At 33.5% G+C, this 22,517-nt stretch carries 23 protein-coding genes and 1 pseudogene; 17 read left to right on the forward strand and 7 right to left on the reverse strand.

What is annotated here, in order from left to right; all coding sequences use genetic code 11:
• Positions 1–164: 164 nt before the first annotated feature.
• From J2W48_RS07495 to J2W48_RS07545, 11 genes are all read left to right on the forward strand, one after another.
• Positions 165–1,328 (forward strand): homogentisate 1,2-dioxygenase, encoded by a 1,164-nt coding sequence (locus J2W48_RS07495; RefSeq protein ID WP_310279960.1) that lies wholly within the window; start codon positions 165–167, stop codon positions 1,326–1,328.
• 111 nt (positions 1,329–1,439) lie between these two features.
• A complete protein-coding gene (gene hppD / locus J2W48_RS07500) occupies positions 1,440–2,600 on the forward strand; it encodes a 4-hydroxyphenylpyruvate dioxygenase (RefSeq protein ID WP_310280376.1) in 1,161 nt (386 codons plus the stop codon).
• 297 nt (positions 2,601–2,897) lie between these two features.
• The gene (locus J2W48_RS07505) at positions 2,898–3,668 is read left to right on the forward strand and encodes a DUF3108 domain-containing protein (RefSeq protein WP_310279963.1); all 771 of its coding nucleotides are present in this window, start codon (positions 2,898–2,900) and stop codon (positions 3,666–3,668) included.
• Positions 3,668–4,609 (forward strand): tryptophan 2,3-dioxygenase family protein, encoded by a 942-nt coding sequence (locus tag J2W48_RS07510; protein WP_310279965.1) that lies wholly within the window; start codon positions 3,668–3,670, stop codon positions 4,607–4,609. The genes J2W48_RS07505 and J2W48_RS07510 overlap by 1 nt, the downstream gene beginning before the upstream one ends.
• 21 nt (positions 4,610–4,630) lie before the next feature.
• Positions 4,631–5,854: a peptidoglycan DD-metalloendopeptidase family protein gene (locus J2W48_RS07515; protein WP_310279967.1), complete on the forward strand. Its 1,224-nt coding sequence runs from the start codon at positions 4,631–4,633 to the stop codon at positions 5,852–5,854.
• Between the two features lie 52 nt (positions 5,855–5,906).
• Positions 5,907–6,527, forward strand: a complete 621-nt coding sequence (locus J2W48_RS07520; RefSeq protein WP_310279970.1) for a hypothetical protein — start codon at positions 5,907–5,909, stop codon at positions 6,525–6,527.
• Positions 6,528–6,603: 76 nt separating this feature from the next.
• Positions 6,604–7,260: a hypothetical protein gene (locus J2W48_RS07525; RefSeq protein WP_310279972.1), complete on the forward strand. Its 657-nt coding sequence runs from the start codon at positions 6,604–6,606 to the stop codon at positions 7,258–7,260.
• 99 nt (positions 7,261–7,359) lie between these two features.
• On the forward strand, positions 7,360–9,003 hold the full coding sequence (gene pgi, locus J2W48_RS07530; RefSeq protein ID WP_310279975.1) for a glucose-6-phosphate isomerase: 1,644 nt from the start codon (positions 7,360–7,362) through the stop codon (positions 9,001–9,003).
• A gap of 313 nt (positions 9,004–9,316) precedes the next feature.
• A complete protein-coding gene (locus tag J2W48_RS07535) occupies positions 9,317–12,625 on the forward strand; it encodes a TonB-dependent receptor (protein ID WP_310279977.1) in 3,309 nt (1,102 codons plus the stop codon).
• 121 nt (positions 12,626–12,746) lie between these two features.
• Positions 12,747–13,172 carry a hypothetical protein gene (locus J2W48_RS07540; RefSeq protein WP_310279979.1) on the forward strand — a complete coding sequence of 142 codons (426 nt, stop codon included), beginning with the start codon at positions 12,747–12,749 and terminating at the stop codon, positions 13,170–13,172.
• An 83-nt stretch (positions 13,173–13,255) separates the two neighbouring features.
• The gene (locus J2W48_RS07545) at positions 13,256–13,744 is read left to right on the forward strand and encodes a septal ring lytic transglycosylase RlpA family protein (RefSeq protein ID WP_310279981.1); all 489 of its coding nucleotides are present in this window, start codon (positions 13,256–13,258) and stop codon (positions 13,742–13,744) included.
• A gap of 15 nt (positions 13,745–13,759) precedes the next feature.
• On the opposite strand, the gene J2W48_RS07550 is transcribed toward J2W48_RS07545, so the two are convergent.
• The gene (locus J2W48_RS07550; RefSeq protein ID WP_310279983.1) at positions 13,760–14,215 is read right to left on the reverse strand and encodes a DinB family protein; all 456 of its coding nucleotides are present in this window, start codon (positions 14,213–14,215) and stop codon (positions 13,760–13,762) included.
• Positions 14,216–14,289: 74 nt separating this feature from the next.
• Between J2W48_RS07550 and J2W48_RS07555 the strand changes: the two genes are divergently transcribed.
• The 6 genes from J2W48_RS07555 to nadD all read left to right on the forward strand — a co-directional run bounded on the left by J2W48_RS07555 (position 14,290) and on the right by nadD (position 17,857).
• Positions 14,290–14,640, forward strand: coding sequence for an arsenate reductase family protein (locus J2W48_RS07555; RefSeq protein ID WP_310279985.1), 351 nt, complete (start codon positions 14,290–14,292; stop codon positions 14,638–14,640).
• Between the two features lie 81 nt (positions 14,641–14,721).
• Positions 14,722–15,582, forward strand: a complete 861-nt coding sequence (locus J2W48_RS07560) for a YicC/YloC family endoribonuclease (protein WP_310279987.1) — start codon at positions 14,722–14,724, stop codon at positions 15,580–15,582.
• A gap of 5 nt (positions 15,583–15,587) precedes the next feature.
• Positions 15,588–16,199: a hypothetical protein gene (locus J2W48_RS07565; protein ID WP_310279989.1), complete on the forward strand. Its 612-nt coding sequence runs from the start codon at positions 15,588–15,590 to the stop codon at positions 16,197–16,199.
• A 17-nt stretch (positions 16,200–16,216) separates the two neighbouring features.
• A complete protein-coding gene (gene gmk, locus J2W48_RS07570) occupies positions 16,217–16,789 on the forward strand; it encodes a guanylate kinase (protein ID WP_310279991.1) in 573 nt (190 codons plus the stop codon).
• 45 nt (positions 16,790–16,834) lie between these two features.
• Positions 16,835–17,200, forward strand: coding sequence for a four helix bundle protein (locus J2W48_RS07575; protein ID WP_310279993.1), 366 nt, complete (start codon positions 16,835–16,837; stop codon positions 17,198–17,200).
• A 75-nt stretch (positions 17,201–17,275) separates the two neighbouring features.
• Entirely contained in the window at positions 17,276–17,857 is a 582-nt protein-coding gene (nadD, locus tag J2W48_RS07580) for a nicotinate (nicotinamide) nucleotide adenylyltransferase (protein ID WP_310279995.1), read from the forward strand.
• A gap of 51 nt (positions 17,858–17,908) precedes the next feature.
• On the opposite strand, the gene J2W48_RS07585 is transcribed toward nadD, so the two are convergent.
• The 6 genes and pseudogenes from J2W48_RS07585 to J2W48_RS07610 all read right to left on the reverse strand — a co-directional run.
• On the reverse strand, positions 17,909–18,502 hold the full coding sequence (locus tag J2W48_RS07585; RefSeq protein WP_310279997.1) for a rhodanese-like domain-containing protein: 594 nt from the start codon (positions 18,500–18,502) through the stop codon (positions 17,909–17,911).
• 49 nt (positions 18,503–18,551) lie between these two features.
• Positions 18,552–20,021, reverse strand: a complete 1,470-nt coding sequence (locus J2W48_RS07590) for a nicotinate phosphoribosyltransferase (RefSeq protein ID WP_310279999.1) — start codon at positions 20,019–20,021, stop codon at positions 18,552–18,554.
• 161 nt (positions 20,022–20,182) lie between these two features.
• Complete coding sequence (locus tag J2W48_RS07595) at positions 20,183–20,914, reverse strand: metallophosphoesterase family protein (protein ID WP_310280001.1); 732 nt, start codon at positions 20,912–20,914, stop codon at positions 20,183–20,185.
• The gene (locus tag J2W48_RS07600) at positions 20,911–21,459 is read right to left on the reverse strand and encodes an RNA 2'-phosphotransferase (protein WP_310280003.1); all 549 of its coding nucleotides are present in this window, start codon (positions 21,457–21,459) and stop codon (positions 20,911–20,913) included. Before J2W48_RS07600 ends, J2W48_RS07595 begins: the two co-directional genes overlap by 4 nt.
• Before the next feature lie 3 nt (positions 21,460–21,462).
• Positions 21,463–22,011, reverse strand: coding sequence for an O-acetyl-ADP-ribose deacetylase (locus J2W48_RS07605; RefSeq protein WP_310280377.1), 549 nt, complete (start codon positions 22,009–22,011; stop codon positions 21,463–21,465).
• Positions 21,991–22,512, reverse strand: a pseudogene (locus J2W48_RS07610) (NADAR family protein); the annotation flags it as partial. The gene J2W48_RS07605 and the pseudogene J2W48_RS07610, both read right to left, overlap by 21 nt.
• Positions 22,513–22,517 lie beyond the last annotated feature (5 nt).

Here is a 22,517-nt window from a genome sequence, read left to right on the forward strand (position 1 = left end):
AAAATGGACAGGTTTATTAGAGTATCTTCAATTCCTTATCAAGAGAAATCCTGAGTGAAACTACCGAATTGAGGTAATTAGTCAATGAAAATTGAACCGATTATCTGTTCACACAATTCACATTTTCGAATTATCTAATTTACAAATTATCTAATTGAAAAGCCATGCCATTATATCACAAACTCGGAAACTTTCCTCAAAAAAGACACACCCAATTCGAAAAACCTGATGGAGGTTTTTACTACGAACAATTGTTTGGTACCGAAGGTTTTCACGGACATTCTTCATTGTCATATCACGTACACAGACCTACTCAGGTTAAAGAAATTTTAAATTCATATTCCGTTGAACCAAAAATTGCAATCGGAAAAAACATAAAATCATTATTATTTAAAGGTTTTGAACTAAAGCCTGAGAATGACTTTTTAGACAGCCGAAAAGCAATGTTGGTCAACAAAGACTGTATTATTGGTTTGGCCGCGCCTAAAGAATCACTTCGAAATTATTTCTACAAAAATGCCGATGCCGATGAAATGCTTTTCATCCATAAAGGAAAAGGGAAATTACGTACCATGTTGGGTAATATCCCTTTTGAATATGGAGATTATCTGATTATTCCGCGTGGTATTATTTATCAAATTGAATTTGAAACGGAAGAAAACCGATTGTTTTATGTCGAATCTTATGCTCCTTTTTATACTCCAAAACGTTATAAAAACCAATCAGGCCAGCATTTAGAACACTCCCCATTTTGCGAGCGTGATTTTATTTTGCCAACCGAACTGGAAACGCATGACGAAAAAGGAGATTTTTTAATTAAAATCAAAAAAGAAGGCATGATTCACGAAATTGTTTATGCCACGCATCCTTTTGACGTTGTGGGTTGGGATGGTTACAATTTCCCGTACGGATTCTCGATTCACAACTTTGAACCAATAACCGGTCGTGTTCACCAACCGCCTCCGGTACACCAAACTTTTGAAACGGCAACTTTTGTCGTTTGTTCATTTTGTCCAAGACTTTATGATTATCATCCGAAAGCGATTCCGGCACCATACAATCACAGCAATATAGATTCTGATGAAGTTTTATATTATGTTGATGGCGATTTTATGAGCCGTAACAATATCGAGCAGGGACATATCACTTTACACCCAAAAGGAATTCCTCATGGTCCCGCACCAGGCGCAATGGAACGCAGTATTGGTCACAAAGAAACCCAGGAATTAGCTGTTATGGTGGATACTTTCAGACCTTTAATGGTTACGGAAGAAGCTATGGGATTGGACGATGGTCAGTATTACAAGTCGTGGACTGAAGCCCCCTAGCCCCCGAAGGGGGAATTACAGATTTTTTACACCTTAAAATTAGATTAAAGATATAATAACTAAAATCCTATTTACCCCTAATAGGAATTCCCCTTCGGGGGTTAGGGGGCTATCATGAAACAAGTAAAATCAGTAGAATACGGATTAGAGAAAATCTTCGAAGGAGCACAGGATTTCCTTCCCTTATTAGGAACAGACTATGTAGAATTCTACGTAGGAAACGCCAAACAATCGGCACATTATTATAAAACTGCTTTTGGATATCAGTCATTGGCATACGCCGGATTAGAAACCGGAGTAAAAGACAAAGCCTCTTATGTTTTGAAACAAGACAAAATCAGAATTGTTTTAACTACGCCATTAACACAGGATTCACCTATTCATGCCCATCTTCAAAAACATGGTGATGGCGTAAAAGTTGCAGCTCTTTGGGTTGAAGATGCCAGAAGTGCTTATGAAGAAACCATGAAACGCGGTGCCCGTTCTTTTATGGAACCAACGGTTGAAAAAGATGAATTTGGAGAAGTAGTTCGTTCCGGAATTTATACTTACGGAGAAACCGTCCATATTTTTGTAGAAAGAAAGAACTACAAAGGTGTTTTCCTGCCAGGTTATAAAGAATGGAAATCAGACTATAATCCAGAACCAACAGGTCTTAAATATATTGATCACATGGTTGGAAATGTAGGTTGGAACGAAATGAATACCTGGGTAAAATTCTACGAAGATGTTATGGGATTTGTGAATTTCCTTTCTTTTGACGACAAACAAATCAATACAGAATATTCGGCTTTGATGAGTAAAGTAATGTCTAACGGAAACGGAAGAATTAAATTCCCAATCAATGAACCTGCCGAAGGAAAGAAAAAATCGCAAATCGAAGAATACTTAGATTTTTACGGTGGGCCTGGCATTCAGCATATTGCCATTGCTACTGATGATATAATCAAAACGGTATCAGATTTAAGGGCAAGAGGAGTTGAATTTTTATCTGCGCCGCCCCATACCTATTATCAGGCAATTCCTGAAAGATTAGGAGTTCATATGGATATGATGAAAGAAGATTTAAACGAAATAGAAAAATTAGCGATCATGGTCGACGCCGATGAAGATGGTTACTTATTGCAAATTTTCACTAAGCCAGTTCAGGACAGACCAACGCTTTTCTTTGAAATAATTCAACGAATGGGGGCAAAAGGGTTTGGTGCAGGTAACTTTAAAGCGCTGTTCGAGTCAATTGAAAGAGAACAGGAATTGAGAGGAACATTGTAAAACAGCTTTATTTTTATATTATATAGAACAATTCTCTGTAAAACGATGGTTTTTGTGCAAATGTTATGTTAAACTGACTTTTTTCTATTTGTTTTTTGAACTTACTGCATATCTTTGCACCGCAAAACAGAAAGGGGTGGTTTCCTTTCTAAATTGATATAAATTTCATAATTTATAGTTTTTTGGTTAGTTAATAGCATAAAAACTCAGTCATTCTTTGACTGAGTTTTTTTGTTTTGGTATATTTGGAATAAAATTTGCGTTTGTAGCTATATAAACAGTCAAATATCTTAATTTATGAAAAAATTAGCTCTATTCATATTAATTCTCACCACATTAAGTTTTGATTCCCTTAAAGAAGATGCTTTCGATACAGGAGAATATATTAAATTTAGAATACATTACGGGATTGTAAATGCGGGATACGCCACTTTAGAAGTTAAAGATGCTACAGTAAATAACAAAAAAGTATTTCATGCAGTGGGCAAGGGTTATACAACCGGCATGTCTAAGTTTTTCTTTAAAGTTGAAGATTTATACGAAAGCTATTTCGATAAAGACACCGGAGAACCTTATCGTTATGTTAGAAAAATAAATGAAGGAGGGTACACCAAAAACCAGGAGGGTTTTTTTAATCAGAAGGAAAACAGGATTTTGGTAAAAGACTATAAACGGAAAACTGAAAAAACAATTGTTCTGACAGATAATGTTCAGGATATTTTATCTTCATTTTATTATTTGCGAAATCATCCTAATATTGATAAATTAAAATCAGGCGAATCTATTTCTATAGACATGTTTTTTGACGATGAAATAACAAAATTTAAGTTAAAATATATAGGTCAACAGGATATTACAACTAAATTTGGCATCGTTTCAACTATGGTTTTTAAACCATTAGTGCAGACAGGCAGGGTTTTTAAAGAAAAAGAGAGCTTAACTATCTGGATATCTGCAGATAACAATAAAATTCCGGTTCGTATAAAAGCGGAATTGGCAGTTGGCTCACTTAAAGCTGATATTGATGAATATAAAGGATTGAAAGGTCCGTTTAAAGTAAAGAAATAATGAATACCACAGATAATTCTGAATCAATCCTGAAAGAAATTGATCTAAAATTCAAAGCCATAAATCAAAAAACGGATGTTCAGCTTGAAGGCTTGCTTTGGTCAAAACCTATAACGTATTGGGATTACATTCAGACTGATGCTCTTTTAAATCTTCAAATACAGCGTACGACACTTCCGGATGAAATGGTATTTATTATGTATCATCAGGTAAACGAATTAATTTTTAAGATGATTTTGTGGGAAATCGATCAGATAGCCGATGCAGAAAATATTCAGACCGTTTTTTTTAGCGAAAGACTTTTAAGAATTACCCGTTATTTTGATATGCTGACCAACTCTTTCAGCATTATGGAAAACGGTATGGAAGTGGAGCAGTATATGAAGTTTAGAAATACTCTGACTCCTGCAAGCGGTTTTCAGAGCGCTCAATATCGATTAATAGAATTTGCCTCCACAGATGTTATCAATTTAACAGACAGAAGATATAAAGCCAATTTTGATGAAAATACTGATTTAGAAACCAGTTTTGAACACTTATACTGGCAGGCAGCCGGAAAAGATTATCAAACAGGTCAAAAATCCTATTTGCTTCAGGAATTCGAAAAGAAATACAAAAATCAGTTCTTACGTCAGATGTCGGATTTTAAAACTAAGAATATCTGGCAAAAATTCAAGCAATTACCTGAGAAAGATCAACAAAATCCGGACTTAATCTTTGCTATGCGTCATTATGACCATACAGTAAATATTACCTGGGTGATGCAGCATTTAAACACAGCCATAAAATATATTTTAGAAAGCGGAAAAGGCAATGGTGAAGCCACCGGAGGAAGTGACTGGCAAAAATATATGCATCCAAAATTTCAAAGACGCATCTTTTTTCCTAAATTGTGGAGCGAAGAAGAATTGTCTAATTGGGGAAATGAGCCAGCAGCTTAGTTTTCTGAAAAAAATAAAAGTTTGAAAAAAGCATACGTAATTTTAATCCTCTTGTTTTCAGTATTTTCATGTAAAAAAGCAGATGAAAAAATTGAATCTAAAATTATTAGCCAACCAAAAGCTAAAAAAGTAGAATTTGGATTTAATTACGGTGATTTTAATGTTGTTCACGATACTATTCAAAAAGGAGATTCTTTTGGGTCTATCATTCAAGGTCAAAATATTGGAGATAAAAAAGTTTATGATATTGTTGAACAGGTAAAAGATTCTTTTAATGTAAGGACCATTCGATACAATAAACCTTATACCTTTCTTCGTTCAAAAAATAAAACCAATAAACTGCAGGTTTTTATCTATCAGCCGGATGCACTTACTTATTATGTGGTCGATTTTAGGGACAGTCTGGCAACAGCTTACAAAAAAGTAAAACCGGTAACCTTAAAGAGAAAAATAATTGGTGGAGTTTTAAAGAGTTCTTTATCAGAAACTTTAGGAAACAATAGTGTTGAAGCTGCCCTGGCTAACCGAATTACAAAAGTATTTTCATGGTCAATTGACTTTTTTAAACTTAAGAAGGGTGATCGTTACGGATTAGTTTTTACAGAACGTTTTATAAATGGCAAAACTTATGACGGAGTTGAGGAACTTCAGGCTGCTTTTTTTGAATATAAAGGTAAAATAATATATGCTTTTCCCTTTCAAAAAGATACCTCCTCGGGAAAAGTAGAGTATTATGACGATCAGGGAAGAACACTAAAAAACTTTTTCTTAAAAACACCAATCAAGTTTAGCCGGATCACCTCAAGATTTACAATGAACAGGTTTCATCCTGTACAACACAGGTGGAAAGCCCATAAGGGAACAGATTATGCAGCGCCAACCGGGACTCCCATTTCTACAACGGCTTCAGGCGTTGTAGAACAAACAGGCTATACCGCAGGAAACGGAAACTTTGTAAAAGTAAAACACAACGGCACCTATTCGACTCAATACCTGCACATGTCCAGAATTTTGGTTCGTCGCGGTCAACGTGTTACACAAGGTCAAACTATTGGACTTGTAGGTAGTACCGGATTGGCTTCGGGGCCTCATGTTTGTTATAGATTCTGGAAAAACGGCGTTCAGGTAGATGCTCTTCGTCTTAATTTGCCAACTGGCGAGTCTTTGACTGGAAACGACAAAGGACGTTTCTTTAAACAAATTGAACCTCTGAAAAGAGAACTGGATAGCATTGGAAATTTGTAAATATTGTACAATTTGTATTCAGTCAAATTTCAATTAAAAAAATAGAAGAAACATGAAAAATGCTCGGCTTAAAGCAATTTACAATGAAACTTTTTCAGATTTAAAACTATTTTACAGAGATACAAATCTTCCTGATAACTTAATTTCAAATTATAAGACCGGACAGATAATTCAGGAAAAAGGATTCACCGATATGACTTCTATCGGCGGCGGACTTTCGGTAAATTTCAGATATCTGATTGCAAGTGCTAGCGCAAAAGATTTATCGAAATTTAATCCTGACTCGGCAAAAATTGGTCATTTTCTTTTAGATACTATCGCTTATTTTAAGGTATTGGATATTCATAGAATTGACAATAAAACACAAGTTTTTCTTTTAAATATTCCTGACAATTCACTTTCGCTCTTTAAAAATTCAACTTCAAACCTAGAAGAAGAAATTACAGATAAGGCCAGGAAAAAATTTATTGATAAAATCAATTCACCGTTAATTCCGGAATTACAAACTCAGGAATGGAAAAAAAGAACAGAATCACCAATTGGAATGAATGATAATGGCGAAATGTTTTTTGATGACTCAAAAATAAAATTAGAATCTTTGAAAAGAATTGAAATTAACATAGAGAAGAAAACTATTAAAGTTAACAAAAAACCTTGGTGGAAAATATGGTAATGTTGAAACGAAAATCTCCATTATCTTATAAAAATCTCCAAATTATAATTTCTTGTTCTAAAACCTATCCCTAAAAATGACTGAAAATTGGACTGTTTTTCGAAATTTCCCAACATTACTTCAAGCTCAGGAACTTGAGGTATTATTAAATAAAAACAATATTAAAACTTTTTTAGGAGATAATATTGCTCCTGTGGATGTTACTTTTTCCGGAAGCACTTTGCTAAATCAATATGAAATAAAGATAGATTCATCAGATTTTGAAAAAGCTGAGGCTGTTCTTGAAAAGGACGCAGAAGACATTCTCGACAAAATTGCCCCGGATTACTATTTATTAAGTTTTTCGAATGAAGAACTATATGAAGTTCTTTTAAAATCTGATGAATGGAATATTTTTGATTATAAACTGGCGCAAAAAATCTTAACAAACAGAGGGAAAACAATTGATCCGGAAATGCTTACTTCTTTGAAAAAAGAACGTTTAAAAATTTTAACCAAGCCAGAGGAAAATCAAAAGCCATGGATAATTGCCGGTTATTTGTTTTCATTTTTAGGTGGAGGGATTGGAATTGTCATTGGCTATTCATTATGGACCTCTAAAAAAACACTTCCAAACGGAGAAAGAATTTATTCTTATAACAACGCAGACAGAAAACATGGTAAAACAATATTTATTATTGGATTGATTGTTTTTCCGTTAGCACTAATTATAAAAATCCTCAATGAGCTTTAGTATTGAAATAAAACGATTTCGTAACTAATTGCCATGCAAACAAGTATTAAATACTAATTTCAGTATTTTTGTGTTTCTAAAAAAACAACTTATAATAAAATGGCTTTAAACACAACAAACCCAACTGGGACTGAAGCGTGGAAAAAACTGCAAAACCACTATAATGCAATTCAGGCTACAACTATAAAGGAATTGTTTCAACAGGATAATGCGCGTGTTGAAAAATTCAATTTGCAATGGAATGACTTTTTGGTTGATTATTCTAAAAACAATATCAATCAGGAAACCATTTCTCTTTTACTTGAACTGGCTAATTCTATCGGATTAAAAAATGCAATTGAAGATTATTTTGGAGGAGCAATAATCAATCAGACAGAAAACAGGGCAGTTTTGCATACCGCTTTACGTGCACCGGAATCGGCAGTGATAAAAGTAGATGGAGAGAACGTAATTCCGGAAGTTTACGAAGTAAAAAATAAAATTAAAAATTTTACAAATGAAGTAATTTCGGGAGAAAGAAAAGGGTATACCGGAAAAGCTTTTACAGATATTGTTAATATTGGTATTGGAGGTTCTGATCTTGGTCCGGTAATGGCTGTTGAAGCATTGCAGTTTTACAAAAATCATTTGAATGTACATTTTGTTTCGAATGTAGACGGTGATCACGTTAACGAAGTAATCAAAAAAATAAATCCTGAAACAACACTTTTTTTGATTGTTTCTAAAACGTTTACCACTCAGGAAACTTTATCGAACTCAGAAACTATAAAAGAATGGTTTTTAAAATCGGCTTCCCAGGAAGATATTGCCAAGCATTTTGTGGCAGTTTCTACCAATATTCAAAAAGTAACAGAATTTGGAATTAATCCGGACAATGTTTTTCCAATGTGGGATTGGGTTGGAGGAAGATTCTCTTTATGGAGTGCTGTTGGTTTAAGTATTGCTTTGGCTGTTGGTTTTGATAATTATAATGATTTATTGAAAGGTGCCAACGAAATGGACGAACATTTTAAATCGGCAGAATTTGATCAAAATATTCCGGTTGTTTTAGCTTTGCTAAGTGTTTGGTACAATAATTTTTTTGGTGCCGAAAGTGAAGCTTTGATTCCGTATACACAATATTTGCAAAAATTGGCTCCATATCTGCAACAGGCAACAATGGAAAGTAACGGGAAAAGTGTTGGCCGTGATGGAAAACCGGTTAACTATCAAACCGGAACTATTATTTGGGGAGAGCCGGGAACAAATTCGCAACATGCCTTTTTTCAATTGATCCACCAGGGAACAAAATTAATTCCGACCGATTTTATTGGATTCGTTAAACCATTATACGGAAATGAAGGCCATCACGATAAATTGATGTCCAACTTTTTTGCTCAGACGGAAGCTTTGATGAACGGAAAAACGGCGACACAAGTTCAGGCTGAATTTGACAAACAAGGGCTTTCTGCAGAAAAGGCATCTTATTTATTGCCATTTAAAGTCTTTACAGGGAACAAACCTACTAATACAATCCTGATTGAAAAATTAACTCCTAAAAGTTTAGGTTCTTTGATTGCCTTATACGAGCATAAGATTTTTGTTCAGGGAATTATCTGGAACATATTCAGTTATGATCAATGGGGAGTAGAATTAGGAAAACAATTAGCCAATTCTATTTTGGAAGAAATAAATTCAAAGACGATAAAAACTCATGATAGCTCTACTTCATTTTTACTTAATCACTTTTTAAGTAATAAATAGCTTAAAACTTTATTTAATATCAAACGCCTTGAATACTATATTTAAGGCGTTTTTTTCTTATAAATTATAAATAAGTCTTACAAAACATGATGATTATTACGTGTTTGAACACCTGAATTGAATTTATTATTATGATTTTAACAAAAAAAATAAAGTAAAATTTAAAAAATTATATTTTATCTATCATATATAGATAAAATCGTTTTAATGTTCAACACAATGCGTAAAACTTGTTTTTCTTAACATTTCGATAACATTATCTAATTAAAATGTTATAATTTTGCCAAAAACAATAAACTTAACAAACACAAAAATGAAAAAAATTATTTTTATTTTGATTATTTTTTTATCTGCCCTTGGTCATGCGCAGGTTACAAGTTCTGCAATGTCAGGAACTGTTAGATCGTCGAAGGGAGAGGCGCTTCCTGGGGCAACTGTAGAAATTATACATAAACCTACTGGTACAAAGTATTTTTCTACTAGTGATTTTGACGGTGGATATTCTGCTCAGGGTCTTAGACCAGGTGGGCCATACACGGTGAAAGTTTCATATATTGGATATAAAACGACTGAAATTACAGATATTAACGCTGGATTAGGGAATAATTTAACAGTGAATGTTACTATTGAAGAAGAATCAAATGCTCTTCAAGAAGTTGTTGTAACGACAAAATCAAAAGGAAATTTTAATAAAGGAAGAACTGGTGCTTCACAACAGTTTTCAAACAGAGAAATTGCTGCTGTACCTGTTTTAGGAGCCCGTTCTATCAATTCTGTTACAAAATATAATGCCAATGCTGGTGCAAACGGTACTTTTGGAGGACAAGATTCAAGATTAAATAACTTTACAATTGATGGTTCTGTGTTTAATAATGGATTTGGACTTGGTTCTGATTCACAAGCCGGAGGTAGAACCGGATCTACTGCAATTTCATTAGATGCTATTGAGCAACTTCAAGTAAATATTGCTCCTTATGATGTTCGTCAATCAGGATTTTTAGGTTCAGGAATCAATGCCGTAACTAGAAGTGGAACAAACGAATTTGAGGGATCTATATATCATTCATTCAGAAGTAATAAGAAAAGTTTTATTGGTACTCATGCTGGAGATGTTGACATTGTTCCTGGAAAATTTGACGAAAAAATATTAGGTGCTCGTTTAGGTGCTCCAATCATTAAAGACAAATTGTTTTTCTTTGGTAACTTTGAAACGATTGAAAACCTAAGCCCTGCTACAACATGGACTTCTACCGGATCTCCACAATCAAGTGGACAAGCATCTTTGCCTACTTACACTCAAATGCAAGATCTTTCAAATTTTATGCAAGATAGATTTGGATATACTACAGGTCCTTGGGAAAATTATGATGCAGAAAAAACATCTAAAAAATTCTTAACTAGATTGGATTGGAACATTAATGATAATCATAAACTTTCTGCACGTTATGTATTCCATGATTCATCTTCAGATGAATTAACTTCAAACTCAAATTCACTAGGATTTGGAAACAGAAGAACTAGCCCGCTAGCAATGTCTTATAAAAATAGTGGTTACGTAATTCTAGATAATACGAGATCTATTGTTGTTGAGTTAAATAGTAAATTAGGTAACTCATGGCACAATAATTTTATTGCAGGCTACGACAAGCAAATAGAAGATAGAGCTTTACAAGGTGGTGGATTATTTCCTACCATTGACATCAAAGAAGGAGCAAACACATTAATTTCTGTTGGTTTAGATCCTTTTACTCAAGGAAACAAACTTACTTACTCTACTTTACATTTTACTGATAACTTAACTAAAACTATTGGTAAACATTCAATCGTATTAGGAGCTAACTTTGAGTACTTTAAATCAAGTAATTTGTTTTTTTCTGGGTCTAACGGAGTTTATATTTTTGATTCTCTTCAAGATTTTTATGATGCCGCAAATGAATCAGCAAATAATGGTGGAGCCCCATCAACAGCAAACCTTCCTTCTCGAACTCAATTTAGATATTCGGCATTGCCTGGAGCTGTAGAGCCATTACAAATATATAAATCAAATAAACTTGACTTATATGCACAAGATGAAATTAAACTGAGCGATAGATTAAAAGTTAGTCTTGGATTAAGAGCTACAGCTGTTTGGTTTGGTGACACAGCTTTAGAAAACCCTGCAGTAACTGCAATGACATTTGCAAATGGCGAACAATTTAACACTGGTGAAATGCCAGATACACAATATTTATTTGAACCTAGAATTGGATTTAATTTAGACTTTAATGGAGATGCTTCAACAATACTTAGAGGAGGTAGCGGAATTTTTACCGGAAGGGCACCTGGAGTATTTTTATCTAATTCTATTGGTAACAATGGAATCTTGACCGGATTTGTTGATTCTAGCGGTGCTGCTGTTGGAACAGGAGGATATGGTTTTACACCAAGACCTAATGACTATTTCATTCCAGGCACACCTACACTTCCATCGACTTTTGATTTAGCATTTACAGACAAAAAGTTTAAATTCCCACAAGTATGGAAAACTACTTTAGCTGTTGATCAAAAATTACCTTTTGGTTTTACAGGAACTGTTGAAGGAATTTTTCAAAAAAATATCAATGCAATTAGTTATTACAACGCTAATTTAGATGCTCCTATTGGAACTTTTAGTGGTCCTGATAACAGACCAAGATATGCTCGTACCGATGTCGGTGTTCGTGTAAACGACAATGTTTCAAACGGAATCGTTTTAACCAATACTGACGACGGATACTTCTACTCTACAACATTCAAATTAGAGTATCCTTACCAAAATGGCTTATGGGGATCTCTGGCATACACTCATTCTGGAGCTTATGATTTAATGTCTGCCGGTTCTATTGCTGCTGGTTCTTGGACTGGTGCAAGATCAGTAAACGGAAACAACGACTTAGCTGTTTCAGTGTCAAATAATAACACACCACATAGAATTGTTGGGGTTATTGGATACAGGCTTGAATATGGTAAAGAATATGGAGGGGCAACCTCAATCAACTTAGGTTACATTGGTGAGCAGGCTGGGCCATTTAGCTATACATACGGAGGAGATATGAATGGAGACAGAGTTAACGCAAATGACCTGATCTATGTGCCTAATAATGCCAGCGAAATACGTTTCCAACCGTTAACTGTTACTAATGTTGTAGATGGTGTAAATGTTGTTACTAACTATACTGAAGCTCAACAACAAGAAGCTTTGGATGCATATATTAACCAAGACAAGTATCTTTCTGACAGAAGAGGTCAATATGCTGAAAGAAATGGAGCCATGCTACCAATGTTACACAGATTGGATTTATCAATTACACAAGACTTATTTATTAATATTGCAGGAAAAAGAAATAGTTTCCAATTTAGAGCGGATATCTTGAATTTTACTAATATGCTAAATAAAGATTGGGGTGTTACACAAAGAGCAACTAACGCAACAATCCTTAACTACAGAACAACAGATGGTAACAACGTTCCGTTTTATCAGTTAGCAACTCAGGCAGATGCATCTGGAAACAGAACTTTAATTAAAGATACTTTCCAAAAAAACTCATCAACATTTGATGTTTGGCAAGCACAATTTACAATTAGATATATATTTGGTAAATAATTTAGTTTATAAAATGTAAATAAGAAACATAATAAATAATTAAAACGGCATTGACTTTATAGTTCAATGCCGTTTTTTTTATACCTTTTTTTATTATATTTGAAAATAAAAAAACAAATTTATGTACAATTTTATAAAAGAATTACACTCTGGTTGGGCCTACCTTGCTTTGCTGATTTTATTGATAGCTGTTGTAAATGCACTGATCGGATTCATTTCAAAAAAAGAATTTACAGGCAAGGATCGCAGAATTGCATTATTTGCTTTAATCGGAATTCATACACAATTATTAATTGGTCTAATAGTTTATTTTGTTTCTCCATTAGGTTTTCAACAATTAGGAGAAATGAAAAATGCGGCACTTCGTTTAACCTCATTAGAGCATCCATTAATTAATTTAATAGCAATTGTTCTAATTACAATAGGCTGGTCAAAACATAAAAAAATAATTAACAGTGAAGCAAAATTTAAAACTTTTGCTATTTTTTACACTTTAGGTTTAGTGCTTATTCTAAGCAGGATTCCTTGGAAACTATGGTTTCAATAAAACCAAAATAAGCCCTGTTCCGGGCTTTTTTTATCTCGGCATATTATTTGTACAAACTCCCCAAGTCTGAAAAAAAATAAACTATGAGGCATAAAAAATATAGTATACTCTCCATACCTGCAATGTTACTTTTAAGCGGTTTTACGTTTCTTATGAGTCAAAGCAAACCTATTGAAAATAAAATAATTCAGGATACTTTAAAAACAGATAAATTAAAAATAGTAAGCTTCACTGAAAACGACTCTGTTTTTAGTCTTGATGGTTTAAAATTGAAAGTTTATAAAAAATCGGCTCATGCGTCCTACTATCATGACCGTTTTAATGGAAGAAAAACGGCAAGCGGTACACGTTTTAACAATAATAAATATACTGCCGCACATAAAAAACTACCTTTTGGAACAAGAGTAAAAGTTACAAACGAAGCCAATGGAAAATTTGTAATTGTTGAAATTACTGATAGGGGGCCGTTTGTTAAAACCAGGGAAATTGATTTGTCCAAAAGAGCTTTCATGGATATTACCAAAAGTAAAGGAGCCGGTGCCATGACAGTTACGCTTGAAACCATACAATAATAAAATTTAAAATGCTCATACAAATTTCCGAATACTCATAATTATTCCGGTATGAATTCCCTCATGATAGTTATTGAAGTTTATGGCTTCTTCTACATTTCGAAGAGTAATACCCATACTGGTTGTGTATTTAGTGTAATTTGTGAAAATGTTATGAATAAAGTCTTCTGCTGTTTGTAGAAAAGTTACTTCAAGTAAAGTTTTTATTTCATCTATTTCAGTTTGTGAAACAATATCTTCGGGCTTGGTGCCTTTTTTATATTTATTCATAAATTCATCTGAAACCATTGTTGATAATCCCGATAACTTATAAACCAGAGCCTGCTGTGAGGCTATAATATGCCCAATATTCCAAATGATATTATTATTGTAGCCTTCCGGGATTTTGTTTAATTGCTCTAATGAATGATTCTCTAAAATTTTTAAAATAATATTTCTACTTGTTTTCTGAACTTCAAAAGCTGATTTCATAATTTTATTTTTTTTATAAAATTAGCCAATTTTAAGTTCCAATGAATTTTCTTTGTATCTAAAAACAACAAATCATGAACAAAATATACTATTTAGCTTCCTGCGACACTTGCCGAAAAATTATCAAAAGCTTACCAAAAGATAACAATTTGGTTTTTCATGACATCAAGCAAAATCCAATAACTGAAGGAGAACTTGATGAAATGTATAATTTGTCAGGTAGTTATGAAGCACTATTCAGCAAAAAAGCACAATTGTATAAGTCCATGGATTTAAAAAATAAAGCTTTAACAGAAGCTGATTTTAAAAAATATATTTTAGAACATTATACTTTTTTAAGCCGGCCAGTTTTTATAATTAATAGCAAAATTTATATTGGTAACAGCCAGCAAAATATTTTACAGGTTATGAAAGCTTTGGAGTAAAACTGAAAACCGTGACTGAAAACTGTTTTCATCCCAACACTGCGAACTTTTAATTATCTTTGCGCCTTTATACTCAATTATATGATACAATCGATGACGGGTTTTGGTAAAGCTTCTTTGCAATTACCAACAAAAAAGATTACTGTAGAAGTGAAATCTTTAAATAGTAAAGGTTTAGATCTGAACGTTAGAATGCCATCTGTTTATCGTGAAATGGAATTGGGTTTACGTACTTTAATTTCGACCAAACTGGAAAGAGGAAAAGTAGACTTTGCGATTTACATCGAAAGTACTTCTGAACAGACCTCTACAAAAGTAAATGTTCCTGTTGTAAAAAACTATATTGCCCAATTACGGGAAGTATATCCTGATGCTGATGAAACCGAACTGATGAAAATGGCTGTCCGTATGCCGGATACCCTAAAAACGGAACGTGAAGAAATTGATGAAAATGATTGGGAGCAAATTCAGGTTATTATTGAAGAAGCATTACAAAATATTTTAAGTTTCAGAAGAGACGAAGGTGAATCGCTGGAAAAAGAATTCAATCTCCGAATTGGAAATATCCGCCAATACATGGAGGATGCTTTGGCTTTGGACCCGGAAAGAGTTCAGACGATAAAAGACCGTCTGCAAACAGCTATTTCAGAATTGAAAGTGAATGTTGATGAAAATCGTTTCGAACAGGAATTGATTTATTATTTAGAAAAACTGGATATTACAGAAGAAAAAGTTCGTTTAACGAACCATTTAGATTATTTCCTTGAAACGATTGAAGGAACGGAAGCCAATGGTAGAAAATTAGGCTTTATCACTCAGGAAATGGGTCGCGAAATCAATACGATGGGTTCAAAATCGAATCACGCTCAAATGCAGAAACTGGTGGTGATGATGAAAGATGAATTGGAAAAGATTAAAGAACAGGTTTTAAATGTTTTGTAAAAGGCATGAAACTTTTTCTATTATCAGTACTACTCTTTTTGTTTAGCTACCATGTTAAAGCTCAAGACGTTTCGGAAATAAATAAGGTTTTAGAAATACCTGATACGTTAAAATTTGAAAAGGAAATTCGCATTTATAAAAATTATTCCATTACCAACACAATGGAAATTTTCAGAATGTATGATGAAGGAAATAACAATTGGATTGTTATTAAATATTCATATTCAAAAACGTTAAATCAAGTAACTAAAATTGATGAATTGCGTTTTCCTAAAGAGAACATTGGAAAATTAAAACCTAAAGATGCATATCTGATTTGGTTGAATTTTTTGTTAACCAATATGGAGTTTCTTCCAAATATGGAAAGCATAGAATATAAATTAAGTACTCCGTTTATAGATTTAGAAAAGAGTGAAAAGATATTTACCAGAAAAAAGATTGTTGTTACAGATGGAGCAGGATATCAGGTTTATATTAAAAATGGAAAGATTAAGAATAATTTTTCTTTTTATAATCCTGAAACCTATTTAAAACATTATCCAAAAGTTGATGAACTAATTTCATATAATGAATTACTATCAATCATGAAAAAGGAGTTTAATCTTTGGAATGACTGATCACATATAAATAAAGAATGAACAAAGGAAAATTAATTGTTTTCTCTGCACCTTCGGGATCGGGGAAAACAACTATAGTAAGACATTTACTGGCGCAGGAAGATTTGAATTTAGAATTTTCAATCTCAGCAGCTTCCCGTGAACCACGTGGAGAAGAAGTTAACGGAAAAGATTATTATTTTATTTCGATTGAAGAATTCAAAAAACACATCAAAGCAGAAGATTTCCTGGAATGGGAAGAAGTATACCGGGATAATTTCTACGGAACTTTAAAATCGGAAATCGAAAGAATCTGGGCTTTGGGCAAAAACGTCATTTTTGATATTGATGTTGCCGGCGGATTGCGTATCAAACACAAATTTCCGCAACAGACCTTAGCCGTTTTCGTAAAACCACCAAGTGTTGACGAACTAAAACGCAGGTTAAAAGAACGTTCTACCGAAAGTGACGACAAAATCAATATGCGTATTGCTAAGGCTTCTGTAGAATTGGCTACTGCTCCGCAATTTGATGTAATCATTAAAAATTATGATTTGTCTTTGGCTCTTGAAGAAGCACATCAATTGGTGAAGAATTTTGTTTCGAAGTAGTGATTTAGTCCTTAGTCTGAGAAGTAGAATGAACGCATAAAATTTATGAGTGGAATTAAATCTTACAAAGAGTTACTTATTTGGCAAAAAGGGATAAAAATTGTTGTTTTGGTTTATAAGCTTACAAGAAGTTTTCCGAAAGAAGAAATATATGCCCTAACGAGCCAGTTAAAAAGAGCAAGTGTGTCTATCCCTTCAAATATTGCGGAGGGGTTTGGACGACAGACTGATAAATCATTTAATCATTTTTTGAATATTTCCAGAGGTTCATTAAATGAAATTGAAACCCAACTGATTATAGCAAAAGAATTAGATTTTATTTCTAATGATCTCTTATTTAATGAGATTATGTTTCTAATTGAAGAAGAAAGCAAAATGATAAATGCTTTCTCAAAAAATTTAAAAGAATAATCAAAAAATTATACCTTAGAGACTAAGTACTAAAAAAACTAAGTACTAACCACTAATAAACTAAGGACTACTACAATGAAAATAGGTCTCTACTTCGGAACATACAATCCCATTCATGTTGGTCACTTGATTATAGCCAATCACATGGCTGAATTTGCCGATTTAGATCAGGTTTGGATGGTGGTTACACCACATAATCCGTTAAAAAAGAAAGCCACATTACTTGATGACCATCATCGTTTGCAGATGGTTTATCTGGCTACAGAAGATTTTCCTAAAATAAAACCTTCGGATATTGAGTTTAAATTGCTTCAGCCAAATTACACAGTAAATACTTTGGCGCACCTGCATGATAAATATCCCAATCATGAATTTTCACTGATCATGGGCGAGGATAATTTGAAAACGCTTCATAAGTGGAAAAACTACGAAGTGCTTTTAAACAATCATGACATTTATGTTTACCCACGCATTTCAGAAGAACCGGAAAATATCGAATTGAAATCGCATCCCAAAGTTCATATTATTGATGCGCCGGTTGTAGAAATATCATCTACGTTTATTCGTAACAACATCAAAAAAGGAAAAAATATCCAGCCACTTTTACCTTCTAAAGTTTGGCAATATATCGATCATAATAATTTTTATAAGAAATAAAAAAAGCCTGAATCGTTATCAATTCAGGCTTTTTAGTTTTAGAGGAGTTTATTATTTCACTTCTGTTCCTTCAAATTTTATTCTCGAATCATTTATATTTATGAGCTCATCTAATTCGTAAATGTTTTTGTAACCGTATCCAAAAAGGTTAATATGTGTTGGTATGTTCAATGCCAGCATAATTGGCTTTCTGTTAGATAATATCTGCGTTTCCATATTGTTTTTTGGCTTGGACATTTTAGAAGCAAAATCTATAGGATCACCATCAAAATTATTATTACAGTAAATCAATATTTTTGTATTAGTGTCCGGAATTAGTTTTAGAAGATTTTCCTGCGTAAAGTCGGTGAAATCTAAATGTATGGCTCCTTTCAAATGTTTTCTGTTAAATCTAAAATCAGAACGTGTGTCCAGGATTACGGTATTTTTTTCTTTCGCCATTTTCAGGAAAACATCCAGACAGACTAAGCGCTCATCTCTTTGCTTTTCTAATTCGGTTACAAGATTTTTAAAATCTTCATAATCAACCAGGGCTTTTGGATAATGATTTTCTGCCATCTTTTTTGTTTTATTTAATGTTTGCGAATGAACCATGCAGGTTATAAAACAGCTGCCTGCTAAAATTATAAGGGATGGAATTTTCATAGTTTATATTTTTAGTTATTGATACTCTTTTATAACCTGTTTATGATATTTATGCCTCAATACTTATGCTTGTACTAACACGGGCCCTGATGTCACTTAGAGATTGATCAGTCAGAAGTTTTCCGTCTCTGAAAACTTCTTTTAATTCGCCCTGTTTTTCTTCTTCCCATGAAACATTATCCGTTAAATGATATATACCATCAACTAGGTCAATTTTCATCAGGCCTTTTGCTGATTTTTTAGTTCCGTCATCCGTAATTGGGTCTTTAAAAATAGCTCTTCCTTCTCCATCAACTTCACCATAAGTGGCTTTCATGGCAAAACCAAAAGTATCTCTGGTGTTGTATTGATAGGTAAAAGAACCAATTCCTAAAACAACGTTTGTAGAAGCAAAACCTTTTTCTTTTAATCTTTCGCAAATTTGTGTTGCTCTTGCTACCGTAATACTATCGCCGTAAATGGCTCCAATTTGAGGAATAAGCTCTTTATATCCTTTTACATTAACTGAGCCTCCAAAGACATTCCAAAGCAGTTCAATAACACCTTGTTTTTCTTCTGCCGTCTTTCCGTTTGGATTTCCACAGATAATATCCACCGGATCACCACTATCAGGACGAATCACAACTTTACCTTCTCTGGCAACGATATCATCTTTTAAACGTGGTAAATAATCCGTTAGTACTTTCCATAAATCCCAGGTATCAGAAACGATAGAAACAATTCCTTTTGGATAAACCTCTGTAATTAATCTTTTGAAGGTTTCGCATTCGCCTTCTGTCGTTCCCATACACATTACAGAATGCTCTGTTGCAGCAACTGAACCGGCAATTAATTCGGTATCAGAATTGGCGTAGTAATATTCTTCAAAAAAGTCAATCGCCGGGATGGTATCTGAACCTGTAAAACTCAATAAATGCCCGGCTGCAGATGTTATTGCAGCTTCGATTCCGCCCATTCCTCTCATTGAGAAATCATGTCCCTGCCAGTTGACAAAATCAGGAACAGATGATGTTTCATCTGCATATTTATCCAATACTTTTCTGTATTCCCTTGCAATTGTAGCTGAGTTACAAGGCAGCCAAATTACGGCAGAAAGTAATGTCTCAAAATAATTCGTCAGCCAGAAAAACTCCGGAATTGTATTGTACATGGTAAACATGGGTACTCTCAAAGGCACACTTGCACCTTCCGGCAAAGCTTTGAAAACCATCGGGATATAGCCTAAATCATGTAAATCTTCAATATGTTTGGTTCCAACCTGGTTTTCGCCCAAATAATTATTGATTCTGCGTGTGTATTTTTTAACGACTTCTTCTTTTGGCTGTTTGAAGAAATAAGCATCAAAATCATGAATGATGTATTTTTTGATGAAATACTGCAATCCAAAAAACACAACTTCATCAAGACCTTCAATTCTTGATTTTCTGGGTGTCCAGTTAGAATATACTAATGTAGTTTTGTCCGGGTATTGTCTTCTGTGGTCAACTTTGTAACCGTCTGTTAGTAATAGTGGGTTCATATTGTTTTAGTTATTTAAATTCTCGTTAATTTTAGGTTTCACAGAGATTCACAAAGTTATCACAGAGACTCGCAAAGTTTTAATTTTCTTTGTGGAGTTTTGTGTTTTTTCTTCGTGTGTCTTTGTATAATTATTCTTTTTACCTCAATCATATTTTACAGCTACTTATTTCTTCCTTTTTCATCTGGATAAAATGATTGTACAGCATCACTTTGCCAAAATGTTTTTGTTTCAATATCGATACAGCTTAATTTGCCATAAAAACCTGCTCCGGTATCAATATTCCAGACATTGCAGCCTTGCATTGGAATATCAATATTGTAATAAAGTGTTGGTGTATGGCCAATGTAAATCTCATTATAGAGTAATAATCTTTTAGGATAGGAGAGCGAATCTTTTTTGATTCTCTTGTCCATTGTCAGAGCCATTTCCCAAAGTGTTCTGTCCCAGGAGTAATTGGTTTTATAGTGTTCTTTCTCTGGGCCATGCATAGATGAAAAACCGGCATGAATAAACAAATTATTATTTTCATCCACAAAATAATCTTTCATGTTATTGAAAAACTCACAATGCTTTTCTTTTGCTAAGTGATCAATATTATGATAACTTTCTATAGTTGATTTTCCTCCATGCAAAAACCAAATCTCATTTATTACATCATTCATTAGCCATTCCTGACACCAAACATCATGATTGCCTCTTATAAAAACACATTCCTGTTTTTGTGATAAATCAATCAGAAAAGCAATAACTTGTGCCGATTCGCTCCAGCCATCAACATAATCTCCCAGAAAAATAAGTCTGTCATCTTCTGAATAGTCAATCTTTTCTAACAACTGAATTAATGCTTTTAATCCGCCGTGAATATCTCCAAAAACTAAAGTTCTTTTCATGATTTAAACTCTATATATTTTGCCGGAACCTCCTCTGTCAGCCAAACATTATTTTCAGATAAATAAAAGGTATATCCATCTTTGTACATTTCACCACTTCTAACAGTCAAAATCTGAGGAACTCCTCTTCTTCCACCAACTTTAATAGCTGTTTCTTTATCTTTACTAAGGTGTACATGTTGGCGGCTCATTTTCTGAAGACCTTCCTTTTTAATGCTTTCTAAAAACTTCTCAACAGTTCCATGATATAAAAACTCGAAAGGTTCTGTTTCATTCAAATTTAATTCTACTGAAAGTGAATGTCCCTGACTTGCCCTGATTTTCGTTTTATCTTCATTAAAGGCAAAACGCTTTTTATCATTATTTTCTACTACGTAATCCAGAAGTTCCGCATTTAATGCATTTCCGTTTTCGGAACATTTTGAGATTAATTCTTCTACATCAGCCCAGCCATTTTCGTCTAATTTTAATCCGATGGTTTCCGGCGAATGTCTCAGTACTAAACTCAGGAACTTGCTTACGTTTTTTGCTGCTTTTTCATTCATATTCTAGCTTTCTAGGAGTTCTTTATAAATTTGATAATTCTCATCATCAAAACAAACAAATATTATTTTGTCTATTTCTGAAAATTTATCGAAATCTTTCACTGTCTTAATAGCAATTTCAGCTGCTTTATCTTTTGGAAAGTGATAAATTCCAGTGCTAATATTTGGAAATGCAATGTTTTTAATTCCATTTTGTACAGCAAGATCTAGACTATTTTGATAGCAATCTGCTAACAGTTTTGACTTTTCTTCCTTATCACCATTCCAAACCGGACCAACGGTATGAATAACATATTTTGCAGGTAAATTACCAGCTGTTGTTATTACAGCTTCTCCTGTTTTACATCCGCCTTGTCTATTCCGAATTTGAATACACTCTTCTAGAATTGCTTTTCCACCTTTTCTGTGAATTGCCCCATCTACACCGCCGCCGCCTAATAAAGAAGTATTGGCTGCGTTGACAATTGCATCAATATTAATTTCTGTTATGTCTGCTTTTATAACTTCAATTTTCATAATTCTAAATTTATTCAATTCATTCCTGACTTCCATCAAAGCAAAACCCAAAAGATTCAAACCTTTCCACTTTTCCGGATTGAGAACATCTTTATGATCACTCGCCATTCCAATTCCCCAAATTGCATCAACAGGACTTGCTTCTACTATAACCCTGTCTTTTGTATTTAGTAAAAAAGTCTTTAACTCAGGATGCTGACTGAATTTATGATAATTTCCTTGTTTCACAATTTCAAATCTGGCGGCTAACCAAAGAGTTTCATTATAATTCTTCACTTCACGACCTAGTTTTTTAGCTTCGGCAGGAGATTTGGCTTTAATAATTTTTGCTAAAACTTCATCATCATTAAACAATTCTGCTTTTTTAGCCATCATCCAGTGTTCAGCGGTTTTATAGGTCACACCATCTACTTCAAAAGAGCTTAACCACCATTGACTGAAACACGTTTTAGTTATTGTTCCGTCTTTGCATGGCTGATGTCCCCAGAAAAACAGAAACTTACTTTCCGGAGCTATATTTTTTATATTATATTTCATTTTTC

This window comes from Flavobacterium piscis, from assembly GCF_031457575.1.
GTDB lineage: Bacteria > Bacteroidota > Bacteroidia > Flavobacteriales > Flavobacteriaceae > Flavobacterium > Flavobacterium piscis_A.